Consider the following 24,868-nt stretch of genomic DNA (forward strand, 5'->3'; position numbering starts at 1 on the left):
TCAGCGCGTGCATCAATTCGCCAAGAACATCAACCGCAACGTCTTTGAAGTAGCGGATCGCCTGTGGGTAAAGATCGCCCTCGACCCAGAGGAAGAAAAACTACGTATTCCAGGTTAGGCGCGGTTTCGAACAGCGCATGAAACAAAACGAAGCCGTTCGGCAAGCGGCTGAAGGCTTTATCGACGCGCTGTACGCGCTGCATGCCATGGTGCTGGAGATTCGCTTGAGAGTGTCTGATGGCAGCCTGTCGGACGCTGAGGTGCCGCCCGATCTGACGGCCAGCGCCGTTCGCCAGCAGCAGCAATTTGTGCACGATCAGCAGCAGGCGCTATTGAGTGATCAGGAGCGCAACCGTGCCCGCCTGCAAGAGGTGCAGGCTCGGATCGAGGACATCCAGGCCTTTGTCACCAACGCTGAAACCGGACTGGCGGCGATGAAAAACCGCCGCGAACAGGACAGCCAGCAACAGCGGTTGGAGCAGCAGTATCGCGACCAAACCCCCGAGGCGCTGCAACAGGAATTGCTGGATCTGGAAGATGAGCGGGTTTCCCTTCAGGGAGCTTTGCAGTTGTCGCGGCTGCATTTTGACCGCCACCTGGCTCAGCTCGACGGCCTGGAAGCTGCGTTGCAACCTCTGGTGGATGAAACAACACTGGACACGCCGCAGCTGAGCGTCTCGGTGGATCAGGCCACTGAGGCCACTGAAGCGCTCCAAGCCGCAATCGCCGCTTTCGAGACACGCATGGCGGAGTTGCAAACCTTTGATCAGCAGCTGAGCGAAGTCATCGATTGGGGGCAAACCATGGAAACCGAGGCCGATCTGCTGCGCGAGCATTTGGCCAACATGCGTCTGCTCTCGGAACTGGTGGTTGCCCGCAACGGCCAGCCACCGGCGACGCTTGATCCTGATGCACTCATGCAACGCCAGGCCGCGATCATGGACACCATCAATGCCACCACCACCCAGCTGCAGCTGGCCAACGAGCAGCAAACGCAGCTGCAAGCGCGCTTGGAGGCGATTCGCGCCGCGCATCTGCGCGCCCGACAGCAACTGGTGGATGTTGAGCAAACCCTGGCCGCAGCTCAGCAGGCGCGTGCCTGGCAGCAGGAACTCGACGCGCTCGACAGCACCGCCCTGCTGGAGCGCTTTGTCGCCGATGCCCAGGCTTTGCAGGCGCAGCGCGAACGCTTGAGCGAACAACAGCAGATGATCGACGCACTGGTGGAACAGGAACGTGCGTTGCGCGATACGCTCAACCTGTTCAGCGATCCATTGGTTGAATTGTCGCAGTCGGCGGTTCAGGATGAAAAGCGTCGGATCGAAGAGACGCTCAATAAACTGGCTGGTTTGGAGGTTCCGGCGGAGTCGCCGCTGGTGGCCGCACCGACCGAAACCGCGTCGGCTGATCGCTCCGACGACACCGATGCCTCGCCGACCTCTCCATCTCCGTCCCCATCTCAGCCAACCGATCAGGCCGCAGAGGACGCCGAGGCGCCGGATCAGGCGGCAGCGCCTGAACTGTTCTCTGCCGATGTCGCGGGGTTAAAAGCCTATCGCAATCTTATTGCCACCCGACTGCAAAACAGCCAAACCCGCCAGGAGGATCGCGCGCAACTCCTGGAGGTGCTGCAATCCCTGGAAACAGCGCTGACAGAGGACATTAACCAACTCTCGGAGGCGCATCGGCTGCTGTCACAACAGTATGCCACGGCGGTTGAGCTGAAAAAGCAATTGGGGCGAGGTGCACTGACTCCGGAGCAGGCACCGGAGGGACTCATTGAGGCACTGCGCAAGGAACCCATCACCGCACTGGAACAGGATATTGATCAGCGTCGCAATCAGCGTGCGCATACGCGGCGGCTAATGGCTCATTTGCAGACCGAGGATCCCACTCAGGCGCCACGCCAGGCGCTGGTGGAACGCCTGCAATCGCTGGTTGGTCAGCGACTCGATTTGCTGGCCGACTTGCAGCGTCTTGAAACACAACGGTTACAGCAACCCGATGCTTTGAGCAAGAATGAAAGCCAGCGTCTGACACAACAGGCGGAACGGCGCATGCGTGCTGGCAGTGGTTGGCTGGAAGCGCTGCTGGGATTCCTGCCATCGGATCGGGCCAGCGAATTGACCGAATTGCTGCGCAATCACTACCAGGCGTTGGTGGCGGCCGAGGCTCGGCAAGAGCTGCTCACTACAGAAAAGGACAAGCTGGCACAGTTGATTCAGCGGGTTCAGGATACTCAGCAAGACATTAGCGAATTTCTGCCACTGCTTGAGGAACGACAGCACAGTCTGGAAGACCAACAGGAACTGGCCTGGATGCGCTTGCGTCTGCAATTTGCTCCGGACGAGGCCGAAACCCTGCTGGCTGATTTCACCGCCCGTACCGGGCAAACGTTGGACATGCCGCCCCCGGTGCTGGAAGCGGATCGCGTCGCCTTTGTTGAGGACGCCGCCGGTGCGCTGCTCGCCCGCCATGTTCAAATCCTGGCCCTGCAGCAATGGATCAGGCGGCTGTCACAGCGTCAAGAGCAAACGCTGGTCAACGAAATTGCGCAGTATCGTGAACGAGAAGGCGAGATTGGCGCTCTGGAGTCCACGCTGAAACGCAAGATTCACCGACTGTTGGGACATCCGCCCGAGGCTTTAGCCGAGTTGCCGGAGAATCAGCGTCCCACCACAGCACTTGCCAAGGCTTATTTTCTGCAGGGCGAAATTGGCGTCGCGCATGAGGAACGTGCTCAGGCCCGGCTGCGGGCGCTGCTGCAGGTGATGATGGAATTGGCACTGATCATTGGTCTGACCTGGCTGTTGATTGCCGGTGTTCAGCGTTTGGTGGATCGCAAGGTGCGCGAACTGGAAATGTCCGGTGCACCTGAAACTACTCATGCTCTGTTTGCGCTGTCCTTTGGTTTTGCCGCCTTTCGTATTCTGATCATTGCGCTGGCTCTCATGCTGGCGCTCAGCAGTTTGGGCTTTAACATTGGCGTCATTCTGGCCGGTCTGGGCATCGGCGGCTTTGCCGTCGCCATTGCCGCCAAGGAGACCCTGTCCAATCTGATCGGCGGTATCACCCTGTTCGTTGAACGCCCGTTCAGCATCGGCGATATTGTGCAAATCAGCAGTGACATTCAGCTCGGGGCCGCCGAGGCGGGCCGGGTCGAGGGGGTATCCTGGCGCACCACCAGAATCGTCAATGTGATGAACTACAGCATCACCATGCCCAACAGCCGGGTCTCGGAAGCGGCCATTATCAATTACACCCGCCAGCTCCCGTTGCGGGACTTCACCCATGTTTATGTCTCGCCGGCCCATGAGGTGCGCAAGGTGCTGACCCTGATTACAGCGGCCGTGGATGAATGCCAGCTGATTCGTCAGGATATGCAGAAGCAGATTCTCGCCATCGGTGTCGAGGTGGTGGGCGAAATTGTGCTGACCAAATATCAGATACGCTGGTACACGGATGTCAGCTATCTGGCGCGTGCCCGGGTCTTGACTGAATTCTGGAACCGCGTCTGGCAGAAATTCAGTGAAGCGGGTGTGCCGCTTGAATATGTTGCGCGCCGATCCTCTGTTGATGTCGGGTCAAGCGAACCGTCGCCTGAGCAGCCGCCCGAACAGCGACTGGAGCAGCCACTCGAACAGCTATTTTCCAAAGAACTCGGATAGATGCAACGATGAAAATTGATGACTTAATGCGCAGCTCGGGGGTCAAATTTGGCACCAGTGGGGCACGCGGGCTGGTGACGGACATGACCGATGCGGTCTGCTATAGCTACGCACGCGGGTTTCTAAGCTATCTGCATGAGCAGGACGCATGGGCGCCTGGTGCTCAGGTTGCTCTGGCTGGAGACTATCGCGACAGCACGGGACGTATTTTGGCCGCCTGTGCTCAAGCGGTGCGCGACAGCGGCGGCGAGCCGATCTATTGCGGGCGAATTCCGGCGCCGGCTCTGGCGGCATACGGCTTTGCCGAGGGGATGCCGAGTCTAATGGTAACCGGCAGCCATATTCCAGAGGATCGCAACGGGATTAAGTTTAATCTGGCGCAGGGGGAAATCCTCAAGGAAGACGAAGTCGGGATGGCGCGGCAGCCGGTGATTCAACCGCCGGAACTGTTCGATGCGCAGGGGGCTTTGCGCGCCGGTTCGCCCGCATTGCCGGCTGAGACATCCGCCGCACGCGAGGCCTACCGACGGCGCTTTATGGACTTTTTTGCCCCCAACGCCCTGGCCGGCCTGCGTATTGGCTTGTATGAGCATTCCACGGTGGCCCGGGAACCCCTGTACGAGATCTTGTCCGGGCTGGGAGCGATTGTGACCCGTCTGGGGTTTTCGGAGACCTTTGTGCCGGTGGATACCGAAGCCATACGCCCGGAAGACTGGGCACTGGCCCGTGACTGGTGTGCGGACGGTTTGTTTGATGCACTGGTCTCGGCCGATGGCGACGGCGACCGGCCGTTGCTCGCCGATGCCAGCGGACGCTGGCTGCGTGGCGATGTGGCCGGAATTTTGTGTGCGCGTGCGCTGGGGGCTGAGGCGGTGGCCACACCGGTGAGCTGTAATACGGCTGTGGAGCGCTCAGGCGATTTTGCTGCGGTGCGGCGCACCCGCATTGGCTCGCCCTATGTCATTGCCGGTATGCAGGAGCTGCTGACCGAGGGCTATGCGCCTGTCGTTGGTTATGAAGCCAATGGTGGTTTTCTGATTGCTTCGGCGATCGAGCGCGATGGCCGCCAGTTGCCGGCACTGCCGACCCGTGATGCGGCCATTGTCGCCGTGGCCGTGCTGGCCGCTGCCAGGGCGCATGGTCTGTCGTTGGCCGAACTCAGCGCCGGTTTGCCAGCACGTTTTACCGATAGTGATCGCATCAAGAACTTTCCGGTCGACTTGAGTCGCGAACGTCTGGGAGCCTTTGACACCGGCGATGCCGCCGCTGATTGCCAGGCGTTTAGCGCGGCCTTTGATCCGTTGTTCGCGCCAGTGGCGACGCTTGATCACACCGATGGCGTGCGTGCCACCCTGACTAATGGGGAGATTCTGCATCTGCGTCCATCTGGCAATGCGCCTGAATTGCGCGCCTATACCGAGGCAGACAGTCCGGAGCGGGCCCGGGAAATGAATCAGCAGTGCATGCAGTTGTTGCGGACTTGGTGCTGATAGCTCCGAATACTGGTGTGGCCGACTGGTGTGGCCGTCTTCGGCGTCTTGACAACACCCGAAGAGTTCAGCAAGCTCCATATCTCCGTGGTCCATGGGGTGGTGACAGATCGCGTCCACCGGACAATGGGCCTCTCAGATTGTTTTCAGTCATCTAACAGGAGACATTGTCATGCGATTGATGCAAGCAAAACGTGGGTCGGCTCAACTGATGACCGTTGCGGCTCTGACCGGTCTGCTGCTGGCCGGCTCTCTGGCCATCTTGCCTGGCAGTGCTAAAGCCGCCAATGTGAGCATTCACACGACGACCGATCTGAATGTGCGCACCTGTCCATCGACCTCCTGTCGAGTCATTGGTGTGCTGCCAGCTTACAGCTGCGAGGTTGCCCATCGCTGGGCGGGGGGAGGTTCCTGGGTTCAAATCACCTATCGCGGTCGTCGCGCTTTTGTCTCTGCCAGCTATGTGCGTCGCGGTTGCGGAAGAGGACGCCGCTGAGTTTTTGAGGGCGCTCGCGTAAGCGATGCGTCCCCATGAGCTGATTCCACGGTCGCAGCAAATTACTATCGCCACGCGGCCATCGAATGGATTATTCTCATGGGGGACAAGACCAAAAAATAGAGTACCACCATTAAGGAGACCTGCGTTGCGACAACCACTTCTGGGGGCTGTATGCCTCGGACTGATGACGCTTCCCACCCTGACCTCAGCCACCAATGGATACTGGTCCATTGGGTATGGGACGAAATCCAAGTCTATCGCCGGAGCCTGCGTAGCCATGCGCTTTGGTTCCATGTGTGCGGCGGCCAATCCCGGATCACTGGCGTTCGTCGGGAATCGCGTCGAAGCCGGGCTGGCGCTATTCATGCCCAAGCGCGGTTTTACCGCCAATGCGGACATGGAAATGCCACCGCAAAATTATGCCTTTATTCCGCCCGGCGATTATGAAAGCAAGAACGATTGGTTTCTGATTCCGCATTTCAGTTACAACCGCGAGATTGATGACAAAAGCACCATCGGTATTGCTATCGGCGCCAACGGTGGCATGAATACCGAATATGGCAGCCCGGATAATCCGATGTTTCCGCTGCCGTCGATATTCTCAGCCTTCAATCCCAGCAACCAGCCGGGCATGAACCAGATCCCCGGGATTCACCAGTTCGATGCCACGGCACCCACCGGCATCGACATGATGCAGATGTTTATCGGTGTGAGTTATTCGCGCAAGCTCAATGAACACCATGCCATTGGTATCACGCCCATTCTGGCTGTTCAGTCCATGGAAGTGGATGGGCTGGAGCCGTTTGCAATGTTCTCCAAATATTCGGACAAGGTCACGGGCAAGGGACGGGATCTGTCTTTCGGTGGCGGATTGCGCGTCGGCTGGTCGGGTGAAGTGGCCGATGGTCTGATTCTTGGCGCTTCCTATCAGACTAAGATGTGGATGACCCCTTTCGATGATTATAAGGGGCTCTTTGCCGAGGAAGGCGATTTCGATATTCCCGCCAATTTTGATCTGGGCTTTTCCTATCGCTTCAAGCCCCAGTGGACCTTTGCCTTTGATTACCAGCGCATCATGTACAGTGATGTCAAGGCCATCGGCAATACCTCAGACATCATCTTTTCTCCGGATCGCATGGGGCCGGACGCAGTGGCTATGATGCAAAGCATGGGCATGCCGGTGGCGCCTGGTATGGGACAAAACCCGGCGCTGGGGTCCGATAATGGACTGGGCTTCGGTTGGGAAGACATGAACGTGTATAAGTTCGGCCTGCAATGGCAACAGTCGCCACGCTGGACCTACCGGGTTGGCTATAGCTATGCCACCGATGTGGTACCCGGCAGTCAGGCGCTGTTCAATGTTTTGGCACCCGCCACCGTGAAAAATCACTTTACCTTTGGCTTGACGCACCGGCTGCAAAATGACCACGAAGTCAATCTGGCGGTGGTGCATGCAACCAACCACAAGATTCACGGCCAAAATCCCAATACCGGGCCGCAAACCGGCTTTATTGAAATGAGCCAGTGGGAGGTCGAGCTGGGTTGGGCGATGAAGTTTTAGGCTGGCGTGGGAGCTGGTTGGCTAATAACAGGCGCCATTCTGCTCCCACATATCAGCGGTGAAACGAACGACCCGGTTACGCCCATCAAGCTTGGCGCGATACAGCGCCACATCGGCGTATTTCAGCGCCTGCCAGAAGTTTTCGCTGTCGTCCGGGAACAGCGCCACGCCAATGGAGAGCGTTTTTTCCAGGACGCTGGTGCCGGCCTGGAAGCGGTAGGAGGCGACCCGCTCGCGGATTTTCTCTGCCACCTCCAGGGTGCCGGTTTCATCGGTATCCTGGAGGATGATCAGAAATTCTTCGCCACCAAAGCGAACGCACAGATCCGAGGCACGCAGGCTGGTCTGGAGAATCTTGGCCAGCTCCTTGAGGATGGCATCGCCAACGTCATGGCCATGGGTGTCGTTGACCATCTTGAAATAATCCAGATCCGCCATCAGCAGTCCAAGCCGGCTGTTGCGCCGGCGGATGGCCGCTGTCAGCGGCTCGATATATTCCTCCAGAAAGCGGCGATTGTTGAGCCCCGTCATGGCATCACGCAGTGATGAGTCACGCAGTGTTTCCATTAGCCGCTTGGCTTCCAGTACCGGCGTCATTTCGCGCAGATACACCTGTACAAAGGGCAGTTGGTCGATCATCTCCCCGCAACGCGCTTCGGGGACGATTAGTTGTATGATGCTACCCACGGCGCCGGACTGAATCAGCGGAATGCAGTAATGCCGGTAAGGCTCCTCGGTGTTGGTGTCAGGCGCGAAGGCAAAGCAGATTTCCGCTTGGCGCAGGCCGTCCACCGGCCGCCCGGAGCGTTTGGCGCGGCACAGATCCGAGCGAACCATGATTTCCGGCTGACACCAGCGGCAGGCTCCGCCGATCTGGCCATCGACGGCGACAATCGTTAGCTGATTGCCTTCAGCAGCCTCATAAAAGGATGATTCGCTGAGCGCGAAGCGTTCCCTGAGCAGACGCGCGAAGCGAATGTAAATCTCGGTGGCGGTCTGATCTTCCTCAATAGTGGCCTTGAAATGTGTCGCCTCGGTCAGCGCTTCGACCATCTCGATGGTCGCCTGCAGCTGATTTTCATGTTGCTGGGGCGGGCGCCCAACCAGCTGGGCAACCCGGTCGCCGATGCTCGACAGCCCTTGATCGAGAAAGGCCAGCAGTCGGTTGGTATGAGCGGCAATTTGGCCAATGTCGTCCTTGGTGCGCTCAGTGATATGGGTCTTGAAATCGCCATGCAGGCCGCGCTGCACCGCCTCGCCAATGGCAGTGGCGGTTGCGCCCACCGGCAGAATTAGCCGCCGGGCGCTGAGGATGGCCAGGGTTGAGATCAGCGCCACGGCCAACAACACCGCCAGCACGCTGTAAATGCCATGCCGGCGCAGATCCTCCAGCGACAGCTCAATGGTCACCGCCCCCAGTACGGTGCCTTCTTCAACCTGATGGCATTCTAGACAATTGGGTCGCCCCTGCGCGGAGGCGATGTAAGGGATGGTGCCACGAAAAACCGGTTGGCCGTGATCCTCAAGCAGATAAAAACGCGGTAGCCCATCGGCAAGCACCCGCTGTTCGATCTCATCGGACTGCATCTCGCGCGCCAGGCCGGCGCCGAATTGACGATTGACATGCTCGGAACGGGCGATGCGCACCGAATGCAGGTTGCGAATCTGGCGCAGGCGCTCCAGTGCCTGCTCGCGTTTATTGATCACACCGTTGATCATCGACTCGGTGAGCAGCACCCGCACGATCTCAGCGGCGGTTTGCACATGGGTTTGCGAGGAGGCAATCGACAGACTGCGAAACGCATACAGACTGATTGCCAGCAGGGCAGCGAGAATCCCCAGTGCCAAGGCGGCCAGCAACAGGGTGATTTTGCGATTCAGCGTCAGGTTCACGGTTAGTACGGTGATTTCATGGCTTTAACGCAAACATAGTAGCGCAATTTGTCGGAAGGCTATGATGCCCAGTGAATGTCGCGATGCCTGAAAGCCTTTCGGTGCGGCCGCTGGAACGGCTATGCTTACCAGCGACCGAGGTGGATTCCGCCTGCTGATTTCAGTCGCTATTCGGGAGCTATTCCATGACCGCTATCGTCAACGATCAAGACCTGCGTGCCCTGCTTGCAACCCTGTCCAGCACCGATTAGCGTCGTATTTGTCTGCTTTTTGTTGAAATTCTGATCCATCTGTGCCGGTCAGAGTGTCGCCGTGCTCGTGATACATTTTGGGACACCCAAGTCCTCAAAATGACTGCGCTCGGCGACAGCCATTGGCTCCGGTTCGCCCCGCTCCGGGCCGTCGCTCCGCCACGAACAACGCCCTTCGGGCTCGTTCAGGCTACGGCACGTATGGCGATCGGGGGGCGTACCTGAAAATGCTCGATGTGGCAGACCTGTTTGATCGCCTGGTGGTACTGTTCAATCTGCCAGTGTTGGTCATGCAGTCCAAGGAATTGGTCACGAGCGAAGAAGGATAAAGACCCCACTTCGGGTAAGTGAACGGCGTAGTGGCGCCCCCGTGCATCCGCTGGATATTATCCCCGGCGGTTAAGTCGACAGTGACGGGGCGCAGCTGTCCTGTGCCGGTGGTGACTCCCCGCTGATTTGGTTGATCTCTGCGAGTGTGTGTTCATGAGCGGTATGCAGCGCGGCGAGTAGCTCGTCACAGTTTGTCTGTCCGGCATCGAGCGCTTGTTCCAGCTGTTTGGCCGCTGCGCTGAGTCGATTGGCGCCAACATTGGCGCTCACCCCGCGCAGGCGATGGGCGAGGGCACGGGCCTCGGTGGGATTTTCGTCGCTTAGCGCAGCTGTAATCGCCTCTGGGGTATCGATCACCGATTGTGAAAATGTTTGCAGCAATTCATTGCATTCTTGTTGATCGCCAAGCAGCGCATACAGATGCTCGTGGTCGATGTTTGGTGAGCTTGATGAGGCGGTGGTAATGACTGGCGGCTCTGGGGGAGAGGACGAGGGGGATGGGCCGGATGGAGACGCACTGGATGAAGCTGAACTGGCGGCTGTTGCTTTGGGCGGCAACCAGCGCCCCAGGATGTTTTTCAGATCGTGCAATCGCAATGGCTTGGCCAGCAGGTCGTTGAGACCGGCAGTGCGCACGCGTTCTCGTTCGGTGTTGGTAACGCCGGCGGTGAGCGCAATGACGGGCAGCTTGGCCCAAGCCGGGTTATTGCGCAGGTGCTCAGTGGCGCTCAGGCCATCCATCTCGGGCATTTGGATGTCCATCAGCACCAGCTCGAAGTCGCCCTCGGCCAGGCATTGCAGAGCCTCGTGACCGTTGTTGGCCAGGGTGACTTCGGCACCAAACAAGCCTAGCATGTCGTGGATGATGCGCCGGTTGATAGGCTGATCCTCAACGACCAGAATGCGCCGCCCGCGCAGGTTGAGGTCGGCGGCGGCCTTGGCCGCGCGGGTGGCGGGCGAGTCGGCCACGAAAAGTTCGCTTGGTGCCTGAGCCGGCGGCAGGCTGATCTCAAAGGAGAAACGACTGCCGATTCCCGGAGTGCTTTCAATCTCCAGCCATCCGCCCATGCGCTCGACTAAATGGCGGCTGATGCTCAAGCCCAGGCCAGTGCCGCCAAAGCGACGCGCGATGGAATTATCACCCTGGGTGAAGGGCTGAAACAGCCGTGACTGGGTGTCTTGGTCCATGCCGATGCCAGTGTCGCCCACCGACCAGCGCAGGCGGACCTGCTGGTCGCTCTGCTCCAAGCATTGCAGGCATAAGCTGATTGTGCCATGTTCGGTGAACTTGATCGCGTTGCTCAGCAGGTTGGACAGCACTTGGCGCAGACGTAGCGGGTCGCCGATCAGCCAGCGGGGCACATCCGGGTCACAGGAAGAGATCAGCTGCAATCCTTTGCTTTGGGCCATGGGCGCAAACAGAGAGCGTTCGCTCTCGAACAGCGCCTCACGATCGAAGGGGATGCTTTCCAGGCTCAGCTCGCCGGAGTCGATTTTCGACTGATCCAGAATATCGTTCAGGATACCGAGCAGCTGCTCGCCGGATTGATGCAATTCTTGCAGGTATTGGCGCGTGGTCTCATCCAGCGGGCGGCGCAGCGCCAGTTCGGCCAGGCCGAGCACGCCATTCATCGGCGTGCGGATTTCATGGCTCATGCGCGCGAGAAAGCCGCTTTCCACCTCGGCGGCGGCTTCCGCGCGGGCCACGGCCTTGGTCAGCGTCTCATTTGCTGCGCGCAACCGATCCTCAAGTTGGTGGCGCTCAGTAATGTCGACTGAGATATTGCCCGTGCCCAGCAACTCGCCCTGAGCGTCGAAAATCGGGTGCTTTTTGGTTAGGTAATAGCGCGTGCTGCCATCGTGAGCCATGACCGGCTCTTCGCGCACAATGACCTCGCCCGCCGGCAGGCGCTGGGCGGCGCGCTCATCGGCCATATAGGTGCGCACTGGCTCGGTATCCGGGGAAACGCCAAAGATCTCGGCGTCGGTCTTGCCGATCAGCGTATCAACTGAGTCCTTGCCGGCCACGCGGGCAAAAGCAGCGTTGGCAGCTACCAGCCGCAGGTCCAGGTCCTTGACCACCACGATGGCGTCGCTATGCTCGACCACTGCGGACAGCGCCGCCATTTTCCACTGCCAGGGATTCTTGGCAGCGCTGTTGTGAGGATGGTCTTGTTTGTGCTGCATGAGCGACCTCATGCCTTTTTTATTCTACGCAGCGCGTATTAAATGGTGGAGGCGGCGGGAATTGAACCCGCGTCCGCAAGCCCTCTGCCGTTGGTCCTACATGCTTAGTCCGCTCTATTGTGTTTAACCTTCCGTCGCCCGAGGGACAGGGCGATCAGTCGGCGATCCCGAATTGGGTTTTAGCGGATCAGGTCCAGGCTCCCTGCACCGCGATCCTGTGTGAGGTTACCCCACGAATCCATCGCCCACAGGCAAGTGATGGTGTGAGGCCCGCTGGGATTAAGCAGCGAGGGCGTAGTTGTCGTCGTTGGCAACTATAGAGTTGCGGATAGTTTTACGAGGTCTCCCGCACCTCGGCATGCACCTCGGGTTTCGCGACCCACGTCGAAGCCATGTCGCCCCCCTTGGAAACTGATCGGACAGGTTACTCCGGCTTTGGTTCTGGTGCAAGGCTGCAGCCCATGACTACGGCATCTTCGCGGCCGTTTCCGGCGGGGTAGTAGTCGCGGCGCAGGCCAATTTCATTGAATCCCTCAGCCTGGTAGAGCGCGAGGGCTGGTTGGTTGGAAGTGCGTACCTCCAGGAAGGCCGACTCGGCCTGGCGCTGGCGGGCGATGGCGAGCAGGCGGCGCAGCAGCAGGCGGCCGAAACCGCAGCCCTGATGGTTCGGATGGATGCAAAGATTCAGTATGTGGCATTCGTCGGCCACCAGCATCATGACGCCATGGCCGAGGAGCGCTTGGGACAGGGCCTGTTCGACGACCAGACAGTAATGGCCGGCCTTGAGCGAGTCCTCGAAAATACCCGGTGACCAGGGGCTATGATGCGCGGCTCGCTCAATGGCGAGGACGGCGCTGAGGTCATGGAACTGCATGCGGCGCAGATAGAGACCGGCACTGGGCGGTTCAGCGGGGGCTGGGGCCGGAACCCGACGGGTCGGAATACTGACGGAAGTCACTGTCTTGCGCGATTGTTGGGGATTCACTGAGGCTAGGGGGGTCAAAAGCCGTGCCATTCGCGTTATATTGGCAAGTATGGGATGGGGGGCGCAACCTGACCCAATATCCCAAGTTTTTCTTCACAATGGAACCGCACCCACGCATTCAGTGCGTCTGACGTTCATTCGTTTCCTGACGAGCACCCGTTTCGGATGGTCAAGATCCGGATTGTCACTCGGTGGCGCTCGGCGACCTGTTCGCCGGGCGCTTTTGTATTGGCGCAGCTTGGTCATGGCGTGTGTTTGGTTGCAGCCTATTTCCGGCCCATTCAGTGAGCCATTCTATCGAATTCATCAACCCAGCATTCGGGACTGATCATGTCGCAACAGCAAACGGTAACTATCGACGGCAATGAAGCCGCCGCCTATGTCGCACACATGACCAATGAGGTCATCGCGATTTATCCCATTACTCCCTCGTCCAACATGGGCGAATGGGCCGACGAGTGGTCCTCGCTCGGCGTCAAGAATCTCTGGGGTACCATCCCCGATGTGGTCGAGATGCAAAGCGAGGGCGGCGCCGCCGGTGCCATCCATGGCGCCCTGCAGGGCGGATCGCTCTCGACCACCTTTACTGCGTCTCAGGGTCTGTTGTTGATGATCCCGAACATGTACAAGATCGCCGGCGAGCTGACGCCGACGGTGTTTCATGTCTCCGCGCGCTCACTGGCCGCCCAGGCGCTGTCGATCTTTGGCGATCATTCCGATGTGATGGCCTGCCGCGCCACCGGTTATGCGATGCTGAGCTCGTCCTCAGTGCAAGAGGTGATGGACTTTGCCCTGATTGCTCAGGCGGCGACACTGGAGTCGCGCATTCCCTTTATTCATTTCTTCGACGGCTTCCGCACCTCACACGAGGTGGCCAAGATTACCAAGCTGCCGGTCGAGACCATCCGCGCCATGATCGACGAGGAACTGGTCAAGGCGCACCGCAGCCGGGCGTTGAATCCCGACCATCCCACCATTCGCGGCACCTCACAGAACCCGGATGTTTACTTCCAGGGCCGCGAGACAGTAAATCCCTACTACAGTGCGCTGCCCGATATTATGGTCAAGTGCATGGACCGCTTCGCCGAGCTGACCGGGCGCCAGTACAAGCTGTTTGAGTACGTCGGCGCACCCGATGCCGAACGATTGGTGATGCTGATGGGCTCCGGCATTGGTGCCGCCCAGGAGGCGGTTGAGCATCTGGTCGCCCAGGGCGAAAAGGTCGGCATGATTAAGGTACGGCTGTACCGGCCCTTCGATGTGCCGCGGCTGCTGGAAGTGATGCCGGTCACCGCACAGAAAATCGCTGTGCTTGATCGCACCAAGGAGCCGGGCGCCGATGGCGAGCCCATGTACAAGGATATGATCACCGCCATGGCCGAGGGGGTGGGCGAGGGGCGCATCGCCAAGATGCCCTATATCGTCGGCGGGCGCTATGGGCTGTCGTCCAAGGAGTTCACCCCAGCCATGGTCAAGGGCGTGCTCGATGAGCTGAAGAAAGACAAGCCCAAGAACCACTTCACCGTCGGCATCATCGACGATGTCAGTCACACCAATCTGGACTGGGATCCGAGCTTCCAGCCCGATGCCACCCAGGGTGTGACCAATTGCGTTTTCTATGGCTTGGGGTCGGACGGCACTGTGTCCGCCAATAAGAACTCCATCAAGATCATTTCTGAGGAAACGCCCAACTATGGCCAGGGCTATTTCGAGTACGACTCGAAAAAGGCTGGTGCCATGACGGTGTCGCATCTGCGTTTCGGTCCCAAGCCGATTCACAGCACCTATCTGATCGGTGAGCATGAGGCAAGCTTCGTCGCCTGCCATCAGCCGACCTTCATCACCCGCTTCGATATGCTGGAGAAGGCGGCTCCGGGCGCGACCTTCCTGCTCAACTCGCAGACGCCGGCCGACAAGGTGTGGGACGATCTGCCCAAGAGCATGCAGCAGCAGATGATCGACAAGAACATCAGCTTTTATGTGGTCGATGCCTATGGGATCGCGGCCAAGACCAACATGGGCCGGCGCATTAACACCATCATGCAGACCTGCTTCTTTGCCATCTCCGGCATCCTGCCGCGCGAGGAGGCGATTGCGCAGATCAAAAAGGCGGTTGAGAAAACCTATGGCAAGAAAGGCCAGCATCTGCTTGATCGCAACTATGCCGCTATTGATGCCAGTATCGATGGGTTGCACAAGGTCGAGATTCCTGGTCAGGTCAGCAGTGCCTTCGAGTGCCCACCGGTGGTGCCTAGCGATGCTCCGGATTTTGTCCAAAGGGTCACGGCTACGCTGATTGCTGGCAAGGGCAACCAGCTGCCGGTCAGTCTGATGCCCTCCGACGGCACCTGGCCAACCGGAACCACCCAGTACGAAAAGCGCAATCTCGCCCTGCAACTGCCCAAGTGGGAGGACGACCTCTGCACCCAGTGCGGCAAGTGCCCGATGGTGTGCCCGCATGCGGCCATTCGCGCCAAGGTCTACCCGGCTGAACTCGTCGAGCAGGCGCCTTCAAGCTTCCAGCATGTGCCGATTAAGGGCAAGGACTTCCCCGAGGGCTATCAGGTCACCTATCAGGTGGCACCGGATGACTGCACCGGCTGTGGCATCTGTGTCGAAGTCTGCCCGATTCGCGACCGCAAGGATCCGAACCGCAAGGCGCTGAACATGGTTCCCGCCGAGGAACGTCACGCTCTGGAGCAGCCGAATTGGGACTTCTTCCTGACTCTGCCAGAGTACGACCGCACCAAGCTTGATTCGGGCAAGATCAAGCATGCCATGATGATGCAGCCGCTGTTCGAGTTCTCCGGCGCTTGCGTCGGCTGCGGCGAGACGCCTTATGTGAAGCTCGCCACCCAGCTGTTTGGTGACCGCATGCTGATTGCCAACGCCACCGGCTGCTCGTCGATCTATGGCGGCAATCTGCCCACCACACCCTATACTACCGATCCGAACGGCCGCGGCCCGACCTGGAACAACTCCCTGTTTGAGGACAATGCCGAATTTGGCCTTGGGCTGCGCTTGGCGGTCGACAAACAGGCCGAGCAGGCGCGTGAGTACTTGGTCAAGCTGGCGGACAAGATCGGTCAGGAGCTGGTCGATGGGCTGCTGAATGCCGATCAGAGCACCGAGGCGGGGATTTTCGAGCAGCGCGCGCGCGTCGATGCGCTCAAGCAAAAGCTCGCCAGCATGGAAGGCAGCATCGACGTGCATTCACTGGAGGCGACCTGCGAGCAGTTGGTTAAACGCAGTGTGTGGATTGTCGGTGGTGACGGCTGGGCCTACGACATCGGCTACGGCGGCCTTGATCATGTGCTCTCGACCGGGCGTAACGTCAATCTACTGGTGCTCGACACCGAGGTCTATTCCAACACCGGCGGCCAGACCTCCAAGGCTACGCCCATGGGCGCGGTGGCCAAGTTCTCCGCCGGCGGCAAGCCGACCTTCAAGAAAGACCTGGCGATGATGGCTATGGCCTACGAGAACGTCTATGTCGCCCAGGTCGCCTTTGGCTCCAAGGATGTGCATACCCTGCGCGCCTTCCTGGAGGCCGAGTCCTACGATGGCCCGTCGCTGCTGGTCTGCTACTCGCCCTGTATCGCCCATGGCGCGGATCTGTCAAATAACCTGCGTCAGCAGGACATGGCGGTCAACTCCGGGCACTGGCCGCTGTTCCGCTACGATCCACGCAAGACCGCCCAGGGCGATAATCCGCTGCACATCGACAGCAAGGCGCCGAGCGTCCCGTACCGGGATTACATCTACAGCGAGCATCGCTTCAATGTGCTGAACCGCACCCATCCGGACGCCGCCGAGCGCTTCCTGGCGTTGGCGCAGAAGCATGTCGAGACGCGTTTCTCGCTCTATGAGCAGATGGCGCGCCTGGCGGTGCAGAAGGCGCCCAAGCCGGTTGAGAAAAAAGCCTAAGTCCGTCGGCGCCGGGCCGGGTTTCAACCCTGTCTGGCGCCTGGCGTGCAGCATTCAGTATTCACATTTTCCCGGAGAATCCCTATGGACTTAACCACCTCTTACCTGGGTATGACCCTGAAGAACCCCTTGGTGCCCTCGGCCTCGCCGCTATCGAGAAGCGTCGAGATATCCAAGCAACTGGAAGACGCCGGCGCCTCGGCGCTGATCATGTATTCGCTGTTTGAGGAGGCGATCCGCGCCGAGTCTGAGAGCATGGACCGCTTCATGATCAACCAGAACACTGGTTTCGCCGAGGCCGACGATGGCTTCATGCCTGATTGGCATGAGTTCAGTACCGGGCTGGACCAGTATCTTGAAAACCTGCGCAAACTCAAGGAAGCCTTGGATATTCCAGTCATCGCCAGCCTCAATGGCGTGACGCCCGGTGGTTGGATCGAGCATGCCAAACAGCTCGAGCAGGCCGGTGCCGATGCTCTGGAGCTGAATGTTTATTACATCGCCGCTGACATCACCCAGAGCAGTCAGCAGGTGGAGGATCGCTATATCGAGCTGCTCAAACAGCTCAAAGGGCAGATTCAGATTCCGGTCAACATGAAGCTGTCGTCCTCCTTCAGCTCGGTCGGTCACATGGTCAAACGCCTGGCCGACGCCGGTGCCAATGGTGTGGCGCTGTTTAACCGCTTCTATCAGCCGGATATCAACATCGACAGCCTGCGCCTGCAAGCCAGCCTGCATCCGTCCACCTCGGCTGAAGCACTATTGGCGATGCGCTGGGTGGCGATTCTGCATGGCCGGCTCGAAAACCTCTCGATTGGCGCCACCGGTGGCATTCATACCACTGAGGATGCCATCAAGCTGCTGCTGGCCGGGGCCGATGTGGTGCATCTGTGCAGCGTACTGCTGAAGAAGGGCGCGGGCGAACTCCAGACTCTGCTCAAGGGCCTAGAAGACTGGATGGAAGAGCGCGGCTTCGAGTCCGTCGCCGACATGCGCGGGCGCATGAGCGCACTGGCCATTCCCAATCCGGCGGAATTTGAGCGCGCCAACTACGTCAATATCCTTGACAGCTACAGCTTCTCGCCGGGTGTATTAGTGTAGTTGTTGATGGGCAGGGGTTAGGGCGGGGATGATAGATCATTTCATTCGCTGCCCTGATCCCTTTCCTGCCTGCCCAAGGCTCAGCTCACCTCAGGTTTCAGCGGCCGTCAGTGGTGCTACGGGGTCTTTGCGTGCTTTCACAATGGGGACGTAGAGTGGCCGGTCAAGTGGTAGTACGGTGCTGGTGTCAACATCGGGGTTGTATTGTCGCAGCAGCCACAGCGGAATTTGGTAGGTTTCCACGGCGATGTCCCACAGGCTTTGACCCTGGCGTATCAGGTGCTCGGTCACGCCGGTGATGCGATAGCGGGCAAAGTAATCGAGCTGGCGATTGCGATGAAAGTCGATGCGTTCCTGTTCGAAGCGCGCCGGCGTAATCTGAGTGAAATCCAATTGCAAACGCTGTCCGACGATCAGTGGCTTGTCAACGGTTAGATCATTTGCCGCCCGCAGTTGCGCGGCATCCACTTCCAGCCATTGCGCATAGTGACCCAGGGTCTCGGCCACCTGAATGATGATACTGCCGTCAGCCGAGACACTGTAGTCGGTCGGGTCGGCCGCCAGCTCGGGCTGAGCTTCAGCCAGAGGGGCACTGGCGGTTGGTGTGTCGGCCATGGCTTCGAGGGATTCGCTGGTTTCGGTGTTGGTAGCTAGCTGTGTTGTGCCTGATTTCCGCCCTGGTGCTTGTGGCGCTGGATGCGGCTGGGGTTGAGCGGGTGAGGGCGTACGCTGACTGGCTGCGACAGCCATGCTCAGATTGTCCTGGCGGGGACGCTGCAGGGACAGCAGTTCGGGCAACAGAATGGCCGCATCCGCGCCCAGTGGGGTGGGTACTTTGATTTTGGGAATGCGCAGACGCTGGCCGGTTTGCACCTGATGGGCATCATCCAGGTCGTTCATGGCGACCAGTTGTTTGACGCTGGTGCCAAAACTGGCGGCGATGCCGGACAGGGATTCACCATAACTCAGGTCATAGTGGGTCATGGGCAGTTGGCCGTCGAAGCCATAGCGAGCGGCAAACTTGGCCAGCTCGCGTGAGGCGGCCGGTTCCTGCAAGGGTGGCGGCAGGTGCAGGGCCTCGCCACGGGCAATGAGTTGTGCGCCATTCCAGACGTCCTGATGCATGCGCGGGTTGACGGCTCGGAGGTCATGCAGGCTGATGCCAAGAAAGTTCGCTAACTGGATCGCGGGCAGATAGGCCGGTGCGCTGACCTCAAGCGCGGTGTCGGGATCGAGTGCGCGGAAATAGCGTTTGGGCTCCCGGGCCAGGTCATGGGCCGCGATAAAGGCCACATAAAAATTGCGTGATGCAAAGCCAAAGCGGTTGCCCTGGTACTCGTTGATAATGCGGGCGATGTCGTGGCTGCCGGTGCTGCGAACCGCGCGGCGCACGCCAGCGAGTCCGTGGTTGTATGCGGTTAGCGCGAGCGGCCAGCGTTCGAGCACCGAATAGTTGTGCTTGAGCAGATTGGCCGCCGCCTGCGATGACTTGATGACATCGAAGCGTTCATCGACCTCGTCATCGACGCGGATGTAGCGCCTGGCGGTGGTCGGCATGAACTGCCACAGCCCAGCGGCTCCCACCTTGGAAATAGCCTTGGGGTTGTAGGAGGATTCCACATGGGGCAGGGCGGATAGCCCGACAGGCAGTCCCTGCTGACGAAAGATACGTTCAATTTGTCGCTGCCAGGCCTTGGCACGCTTGAGTCCGATGCGGAAGCGATCCTCCTGCCCGCGTTGAAAGCGGACCCGCTCGGCGGCGGCCCGGAGTTCCTCGGCCAGACCGCCGCGGCGACGCCAAGGTTCCAATGCGCGTTGCTCAAAGGCATTGAGGTCGGCTCTTTTGCCATCGGCCAGTGCCAGCAGGGCGTCGCGATAGTGGTCAATGGTTTCTTCGATTACCCGATTCTGCGAGGCGAGCGGCGCGCCCCGGTTCAAATACAGTGAGGTGTAGCAGACCGACAGGTCGCGGCTGTCGTGGATGAGTCCACTGGCAATATCGAACTCAGAGTAAATACGTTTCCAGAACTCGATATTGGGTTGCAGTGCCTGAGGGCGTGGGAAGGGATCCTGGGCCGGCAGGGCCAGTGCCTTGGGTGCCGCTGCGCACAGGCAGCTCAGCAACAGACTAGCAGCCAAGCGACTGGCCAGTTGGTTGATGCGCCTTTGTTTTGTGTGCACGGTATGGCTTTGGGCTGCCAGTCTTGGAAGCGCACGTATGGTCACTGGCGCTTGTGCGGAAGCGCCGGGGTGTTGAGGATCAGCCTGGTTTTGATTGTCTTCGGGAGGCCTAGGGTGTTCCTGTGCGAAGCATATCGACCACGGCGACAGCGGGATTATCACCAAAATAATGCACCGAGACTTGATAGAGCACCGATAGTGGCAGCGCAATGATGACGAATACAAAAATCACGCTGAACAGATCAATCCGACGCCCTTTGTGACGTGGGGCAATGACGGACTTGGGGCGCGACATCATCATGGTGGAATAAAGCCTTAGGCTGCAAGTGGTTAAAGGTCGATTGAAAACTGTTTGCTTAAAAAACAGTCTGTTGCAATGTCAATCCTTGCGAACTGGCCCATCCTGGCGCACTGGGGGCGGTCTTGTCGGCCCAGCCGGCGACATTCTAACTCAAAGTATTGGATAGGTTGGCTGAAATAGCCAGCGGCACCGCAAATATTGCCAACTGCTCGGTAAGATTTCCGGAATCCTGGCCCGCCTAGGGTGGGCTTGATCGGGTCAAGCGCAAAAAAATCGCGGATCTGTTGCGCGAAGTCACAGACAAAAATGCAAGTGTTGTTTGATGATGGCCACGCTTGGCTGGGTATTCATGCCCAGATCCTCTTTGCCTCGGGAGCCGATTTGATGCATCAGATTGCAATGATCGTTTGCTTGTTTTTGCTAACCGCTGGCCTCGGTGGCGGTGCCAGTGTCCCTGCGGCCCAGGCGCGCGATGGTTGGCCAACCCCGCCGACAGCGCTGGATGAGCGCCCGCAGGTCTCCGGTCCCTTGCAGGGCGGCACGGCGGATCACCACAAATTTGATGAGCTGAGCGGACCTTTCGCGAATGGCTCCGAGGTAACCCAGGCCTGCCTGGGTTGCCATACCGAGACCGGCCAGCATTTCATGAAGAATATCCACTGGACCTGGTCGTACAAGAATCCTGACACCGGCCAGCAGTTGGGTAAGCGGTATCTGATCAATAACTTCTGCACCAATGCGCGTGGCAACGAGGGCATGTGCGCCCAGTGTCATGCCGGCTATGGCTGGAAGGATGAAACCTTCGATTTCACCGACGAGACCAAGATTGACTGTCTGGTGTGTCATGAAACCACCGGCACCTACTACAAGACCCCGAACAGTCCCGGCAATGCGGCCTGTTCGGTGATGTTCGAGGGCAGGCCACCTATTGATCTGGTCGCCGCCGCCAAAAGCGTCCAGTTACCGCAACGTGCCAATTGCGGAACTTGCCATTTCAACGGTGGTGGCGGGGATAATGTCAAGCACGGTGATCTCTCTAGTGCGCTGAAGGAACCGCCGCGCACGCTTGATGTGCACATGGGCGTCGATGGGCTCAACTTTGCCTGCACCGCCTGCCATATCACCAACAAACATATTTGGGCCGGCAGCCGCTATCGGGTGATCTCCAAGGATCGCCAAGGCACCGGTAAGCCCGGCATGCGTACCGATGTGGCGACCTGCGAATCCTGTCATGGTCTGGCGCCGCATCAGGTCGATTCGCTGGCTCATTTCAAGCTCAATGACCATGTCCAGAGCCTGGCCTGCGAGACCTGTCATATCCCCGAGTTCGCGCGCGGCGGGGTGGCCACCATTGTGGACTGGGACTGGCGCACCTCAGGCAAGACGCATGATGGCGAGGGTTATCACGAGGAAGGCTATATTCAGGGCAATGGCGAGCACCGCTATACCTACAAGTCGATTAAAGGGAATTTCACCTACGATGAGAACGTGATTCCTGAGTATGCCTGGTTCGACGGGCAGATGCGCTATACCACCATTGACACCCAGTTCGACCCCAATGCAGAGGTTATCGAAATCAATGGCTTCAGCGGTTCGCGTGAAGACCCTAATTCGCGTATCTGGCCGTTTAAGCGCATGCACACCTGGCAGCCCTACGACAAGGGGCGCGGTACTCTGGTGTATACCAGTTTGTGGGGCGAGGATTCTACCGCTTATTGGGGCAATTACGACATGAACGCAGCCATTGCAAAAGGCATGGCCGATTTTGGACTGGAATACTCCGGCGAATACGGCTTTATCCAGACGCTGTCCTGGTGGCCGATTACCCACATGGTGGCGCCCAAGGAGGATGCGCTGGACTGCCATGAGTGTCATCAACCCAAGGGCAGTCGCATGGCCTCGGTGGAGGGGATTTATTTACCCGGCCGGGATCACAATCGCTGGTTGGATATTCTTGGCACTCTGCTGGTTGGCGGCACCCTGGCCGGTATCATCATCCATAGTCTGATCCGCATCTTTTCACCGCAGGGGGCGCGCCACTGATGGCTACGAATCGGGTTAAAATTTTCAGTTTGTTCGAGCGCTTCTGGCACTGGGCGCAAATGCTGCTGATTCTGGTGCTGCTGATCACCGGCTTTGGCCTGCATGGGTTTCATCATCTGATCAGTTTCAGGGCAGCCGTGACCCTGCATACCAGCGCCGCGCTCCTGCTGCTCCTGTTGTGGGCTTTCAGCGTGTTCTGGCTCTTTACCACCCGCACCTGGCGCCATTTCATCCCTACCTGGCAAGGTATGTGGGGCGTGTTCAGGTACTATTCCTATGGCATTTTCAGAGGCGAGCGCCATCCCTATCGCAAAGCCTACTGGCGCAAGCACAATCCCTTGCAGGCACTGGCCTATCTGATGCTGAAGATTGTGCTCTTTCCGGCGATCTGGATCACCGGCATCGCCTATTTGTTCTATTTTGCCTGGCGTGATCTGCCGCATGCGCCGGCTTGGCTTGACGGGATCGCGCAGGTGCATACGGCGGCGGCCTTCCTGATTTTAACCTTTGTCTTCATCCATGTGTATATGTTGACCACGGGGCATTCGTTCCGCGAACATCTGATGCCCATGATCGATGGTTTTGATGAAGTGGATCTAACGCCGGAGGAAGAGGCCTATCTGCGCAAGGATCAGCCCGAGGATATTCTTTAAGGCGGCGCGCGCAGCATCAGGCGGCACAGTGCGTCGACCAGGGCCGGGTCACTGGATTCAGAAGCAACGGCTACAACGCGAAACCCCAGTTCCATGGCCCGGGCGGCGGTGCGATTGCTGTACACTGCCAGCGGCAGGGTGCGCAACCAGGGATGCTCGGCTTCCGGCACCAGACGGCATAGGTTATTGAGCACCTCATCGCTGGTGGCGGTGAGGAATTTAAGCTGCTGATGCCACTGCGGTAACGCCTCCTGCGCATCGCGCTCGGGCAGGCCGCGACAATAGACCTCGGCATAGGTAACCTCGGCCTGGCGTTGCGTCAGGGTGTCGCCCAGCATGGGGCGACCGCCTTCTCCCCGCACAATGAGTACCCGCCGACCGCGCACCTGGGTCAGCTCGGGCAGTTCCAGCAAGCCCTCGCTGTCAAAATGCCGGTTGGGAATCAGATCGGGCGGACGCCCCGCCTGGCGCAGCGCTGTTGCAGTAGCGGCACCCACAGCGGCAATCAATGGACCCTCAGGTGGTGGGGCGGGCAACTGCCCCCCAGGCAGCAACGGTCGGGCGAAGTTCACCGCATTGCGGCTGATGAAAATCACAATATCCCAGGACTCGCGCAGGTGTTCTTGTGCCTGTTTTGCGTGCACGGAGGGCTGAATTGCCACGGTCGGGAATAGAATCGGCTCGCCATTGGCACTGCGAATCAGTTCGCACAGCGGCGGCGCCTGCTCGGCGGGTCGGGTGACCAGAACCGCCTGGCCGCTCAGATCGCAGGGCGGCGGTTGACTGGGGGTGGTGGCGTCGGTCGCTGAGGCGTTCATTGCTCGGCCAGGGCCGCCAGGATGTCATCGGCGCCTTGGGCGAGGAGTGCCTCGGCCACCTGGCGGCCCATGGGCTCGGCCTGTTCCGGTGTGCCGCGCTCCTCGGCGCGCAGAATGCGTTGTCCATCAGGGGTACCCACTAGCCCACGCAGATAGAGCTGTCCCTCCGAGGTATGGATGGCATGACCGGCGATTGGCACTTGGCAGCCTCCATTGAGGCGTGCGTTCATCGCTCGTTCCGCCAGCACGCGCTCGGCGGTGCTGGAATGATGCAGAGGCTTGATCAGCGCATTGACGCGCGCATCATCGCTGCGGCACTCAATGCCAATGGCGCCCTGGCCGATGGCGGGCAGACTCTCCTCGGGTGGCAGGGCGGCGCGGATACGCTCTTGAAAGCCCAGGCGAATCAGGCCGGCGGCGGCCAGGATAATGGCGTCATAGACGCCGTCATCGAGCTTGGCTAGGCGCGTATTGACATTGCCCCGCAAGGGCTCAATGCGCAGATCCGGGCGCCGGGCGGCGAGCTGGCATTCGCGCCTGAGACTAGAGGTGCCCACGCAGGCGCCCTCGGGCAGGGTGTCGATGCCGTCAAAGCGGTTGGAAACAAAGGCGTCGTGCGGGTTCTCGCGCTCCAGAATGGCGCTCAGGTGCAGCCCGTCAGGAAAATCGACTGGGACATCCTTCATTGAATGCACGGCGATGTCAGCTTCGCCGGCGAGCATGCCTTGTTCCAATTCTTTGACAAAGAGTCCCTTGCCGCCTACCTTCGCCAGTGGGGCGTCGAGCAGTTTGTCGCCGCGTGTGGTCATGCCGATGATTTCAACCCTGAGATCCGGGTGCAGGCGGCCCAGGGCGGCAGCGACATGCTCGGCCTGCCACATGGCCAGCGGAGATTTGCGGGTGGCGATTTTCAGGGTCTCGGTCATAACTCAGGGGTCCGATGCAAAGGGGCTAAAAGAAAAAGTGTTCGCATCAAGTAT

Annotated in this window: 15 protein-coding genes, 1 other RNA gene and 1 pseudogene; 8 read left to right on the forward strand and 9 right to left on the reverse strand. The window is 59.3% G+C overall.

Annotation, left to right across the window (positions count from 1 at the left end):
- The first annotated feature begins 137 nt into the window (after positions 1-137).
- The 4 genes from CKO36_RS11565 to CKO36_RS11580 all read left to right on the forward strand — a co-directional run bounded on the left by CKO36_RS11565 (position 138) and on the right by CKO36_RS11580 (position 7,218).
- Positions 138-3,668, forward strand: a complete 3,531-nt coding sequence (locus tag CKO36_RS11565; protein ID WP_200284220.1) for a mechanosensitive ion channel domain-containing protein — start codon at positions 138-140, stop codon at positions 3,666-3,668.
- 8 nt (positions 3,669-3,676) lie between these two features.
- Complete coding sequence (locus CKO36_RS11570) at positions 3,677-5,158, forward strand: phosphomannomutase (protein ID WP_200284221.1); 1,482 nt, start codon at positions 3,677-3,679, stop codon at positions 5,156-5,158.
- A 172-nt stretch (positions 5,159-5,330) separates the two neighbouring features.
- Complete coding sequence (locus tag CKO36_RS11575; RefSeq protein ID WP_200284222.1) at positions 5,331-5,654, forward strand: SH3 domain-containing protein; 324 nt, start codon at positions 5,331-5,333, stop codon at positions 5,652-5,654.
- Between the two features lie 148 nt (positions 5,655-5,802).
- Positions 5,803-7,218, forward strand: a complete 1,416-nt coding sequence (locus CKO36_RS11580; RefSeq protein WP_200284223.1) for an OmpP1/FadL family transporter — start codon at positions 5,803-5,805, stop codon at positions 7,216-7,218.
- Between the two features lie 21 nt (positions 7,219-7,239).
- Here CKO36_RS11580 and CKO36_RS11585 read toward each other — a convergent pair whose 3' ends face one another.
- The 5 genes and pseudogenes from CKO36_RS11585 to rimI all read right to left on the reverse strand — a co-directional run bounded on the left by CKO36_RS11585 (position 7,240) and on the right by rimI (position 12,864).
- Positions 7,240-9,111, reverse strand: a complete 1,872-nt coding sequence (locus CKO36_RS11585) for a diguanylate cyclase (RefSeq protein ID WP_338053466.1) — start codon at positions 9,109-9,111, stop codon at positions 7,240-7,242.
- Positions 9,112-9,577: 466 nt separating this feature from the next.
- A pseudogene (locus tag CKO36_RS20445) lies at positions 9,578-9,727 on the reverse strand (IS701 family transposase); the annotation flags it as partial.
- Between the two features lie 34 nt (positions 9,728-9,761).
- The gene (locus tag CKO36_RS11590; RefSeq protein WP_200284224.1) at positions 9,762-11,879 is read right to left on the reverse strand and encodes an ATP-binding protein; all 2,118 of its coding nucleotides are present in this window, start codon (positions 11,877-11,879) and stop codon (positions 9,762-9,764) included.
- Positions 11,880-11,922: 43 nt separating this feature from the next.
- Positions 11,923-12,282, reverse strand: a transfer-messenger RNA (tmRNA) gene (gene ssrA, locus CKO36_RS11595).
- 21 nt (positions 12,283-12,303) lie between these two features.
- Positions 12,304-12,864, reverse strand: a complete 561-nt coding sequence (gene rimI / locus CKO36_RS11600) for a ribosomal protein S18-alanine N-acetyltransferase (RefSeq protein ID WP_338053467.1) — start codon at positions 12,862-12,864, stop codon at positions 12,304-12,306.
- A 330-nt stretch (positions 12,865-13,194) separates the two neighbouring features.
- On the opposite strand from rimI, the gene nifJ reads away from it, so the two are divergent.
- Both nifJ and CKO36_RS11610 read left to right on the forward strand, forming a co-directional pair.
- A complete protein-coding gene (gene nifJ / locus CKO36_RS11605) occupies positions 13,195-16,791 on the forward strand; it encodes a pyruvate:ferredoxin (flavodoxin) oxidoreductase (protein WP_200284226.1) in 3,597 nt (1,198 codons plus the stop codon).
- A gap of 84 nt (positions 16,792-16,875) precedes the next feature.
- Positions 16,876-17,892 carry a dihydroorotate dehydrogenase-like protein gene (locus CKO36_RS11610; protein ID WP_200284227.1) on the forward strand — a complete coding sequence of 339 codons (1,017 nt, stop codon included), beginning with the start codon at positions 16,876-16,878 and terminating at the stop codon, positions 17,890-17,892.
- 90 nt (positions 17,893-17,982) lie between these two features.
- Here CKO36_RS11610 and CKO36_RS11615 read toward each other — a convergent pair whose 3' ends face one another.
- Entirely contained in the window at positions 17,983-20,073 is a 2,091-nt protein-coding gene (locus tag CKO36_RS11615; RefSeq protein ID WP_200284228.1) for a transglycosylase SLT domain-containing protein, read from the reverse strand.
- 109 nt (positions 20,074-20,182) lie between these two features.
- The gene (locus CKO36_RS11620; RefSeq protein WP_200284229.1) at positions 20,183-20,374 is read right to left on the reverse strand and encodes a hypothetical protein; all 192 of its coding nucleotides are present in this window, start codon (positions 20,372-20,374) and stop codon (positions 20,183-20,185) included.
- 399 nt (positions 20,375-20,773) lie between these two features.
- Here CKO36_RS11620 and CKO36_RS11625 point away from each other — a divergent pair, with 399 nt between their 5' ends.
- Together CKO36_RS11625 and CKO36_RS11630 are read left to right on the forward strand one after the other, a co-directional pair.
- Entirely contained in the window at positions 20,774-22,417 is a 1,644-nt protein-coding gene (locus CKO36_RS11625) for a tetrathionate reductase family octaheme c-type cytochrome (RefSeq protein ID WP_242469556.1), read from the forward strand.
- Positions 22,417-23,070 (forward strand): cytochrome b/b6 domain-containing protein, encoded by a 654-nt coding sequence (locus CKO36_RS11630; protein WP_200284230.1) that lies wholly within the window; start codon positions 22,417-22,419, stop codon positions 23,068-23,070. Before CKO36_RS11625 ends, CKO36_RS11630 begins: the two co-directional genes overlap by 1 nt.
- Here CKO36_RS11630 and CKO36_RS11635 read toward each other — a convergent pair.
- On the reverse strand, positions 23,067-23,888 hold the full coding sequence (locus CKO36_RS11635) for a uroporphyrinogen-III synthase (RefSeq protein ID WP_200284231.1): 822 nt from the start codon (positions 23,886-23,888) through the stop codon (positions 23,067-23,069). The two genes, CKO36_RS11630 and CKO36_RS11635, sit on opposite strands and share 4 nt — an antisense overlap.
- Complete coding sequence (gene hemC / locus CKO36_RS11640) at positions 23,885-24,814, reverse strand: hydroxymethylbilane synthase (protein ID WP_200284232.1); 930 nt, start codon at positions 24,812-24,814, stop codon at positions 23,885-23,887. The genes CKO36_RS11635 and hemC overlap by 4 nt, the downstream gene beginning before the upstream one ends.
- Between the last annotated feature and the right edge of the window lie 54 nt (positions 24,815-24,868).

Origin of the sequence: Rhabdochromatium marinum, from assembly GCF_016583795.1 — a bacterium.
In the GTDB taxonomy this organism is placed as follows: Bacteria; Pseudomonadota; Gammaproteobacteria; order Chromatiales; family Chromatiaceae; genus Rhabdochromatium; species Rhabdochromatium marinum.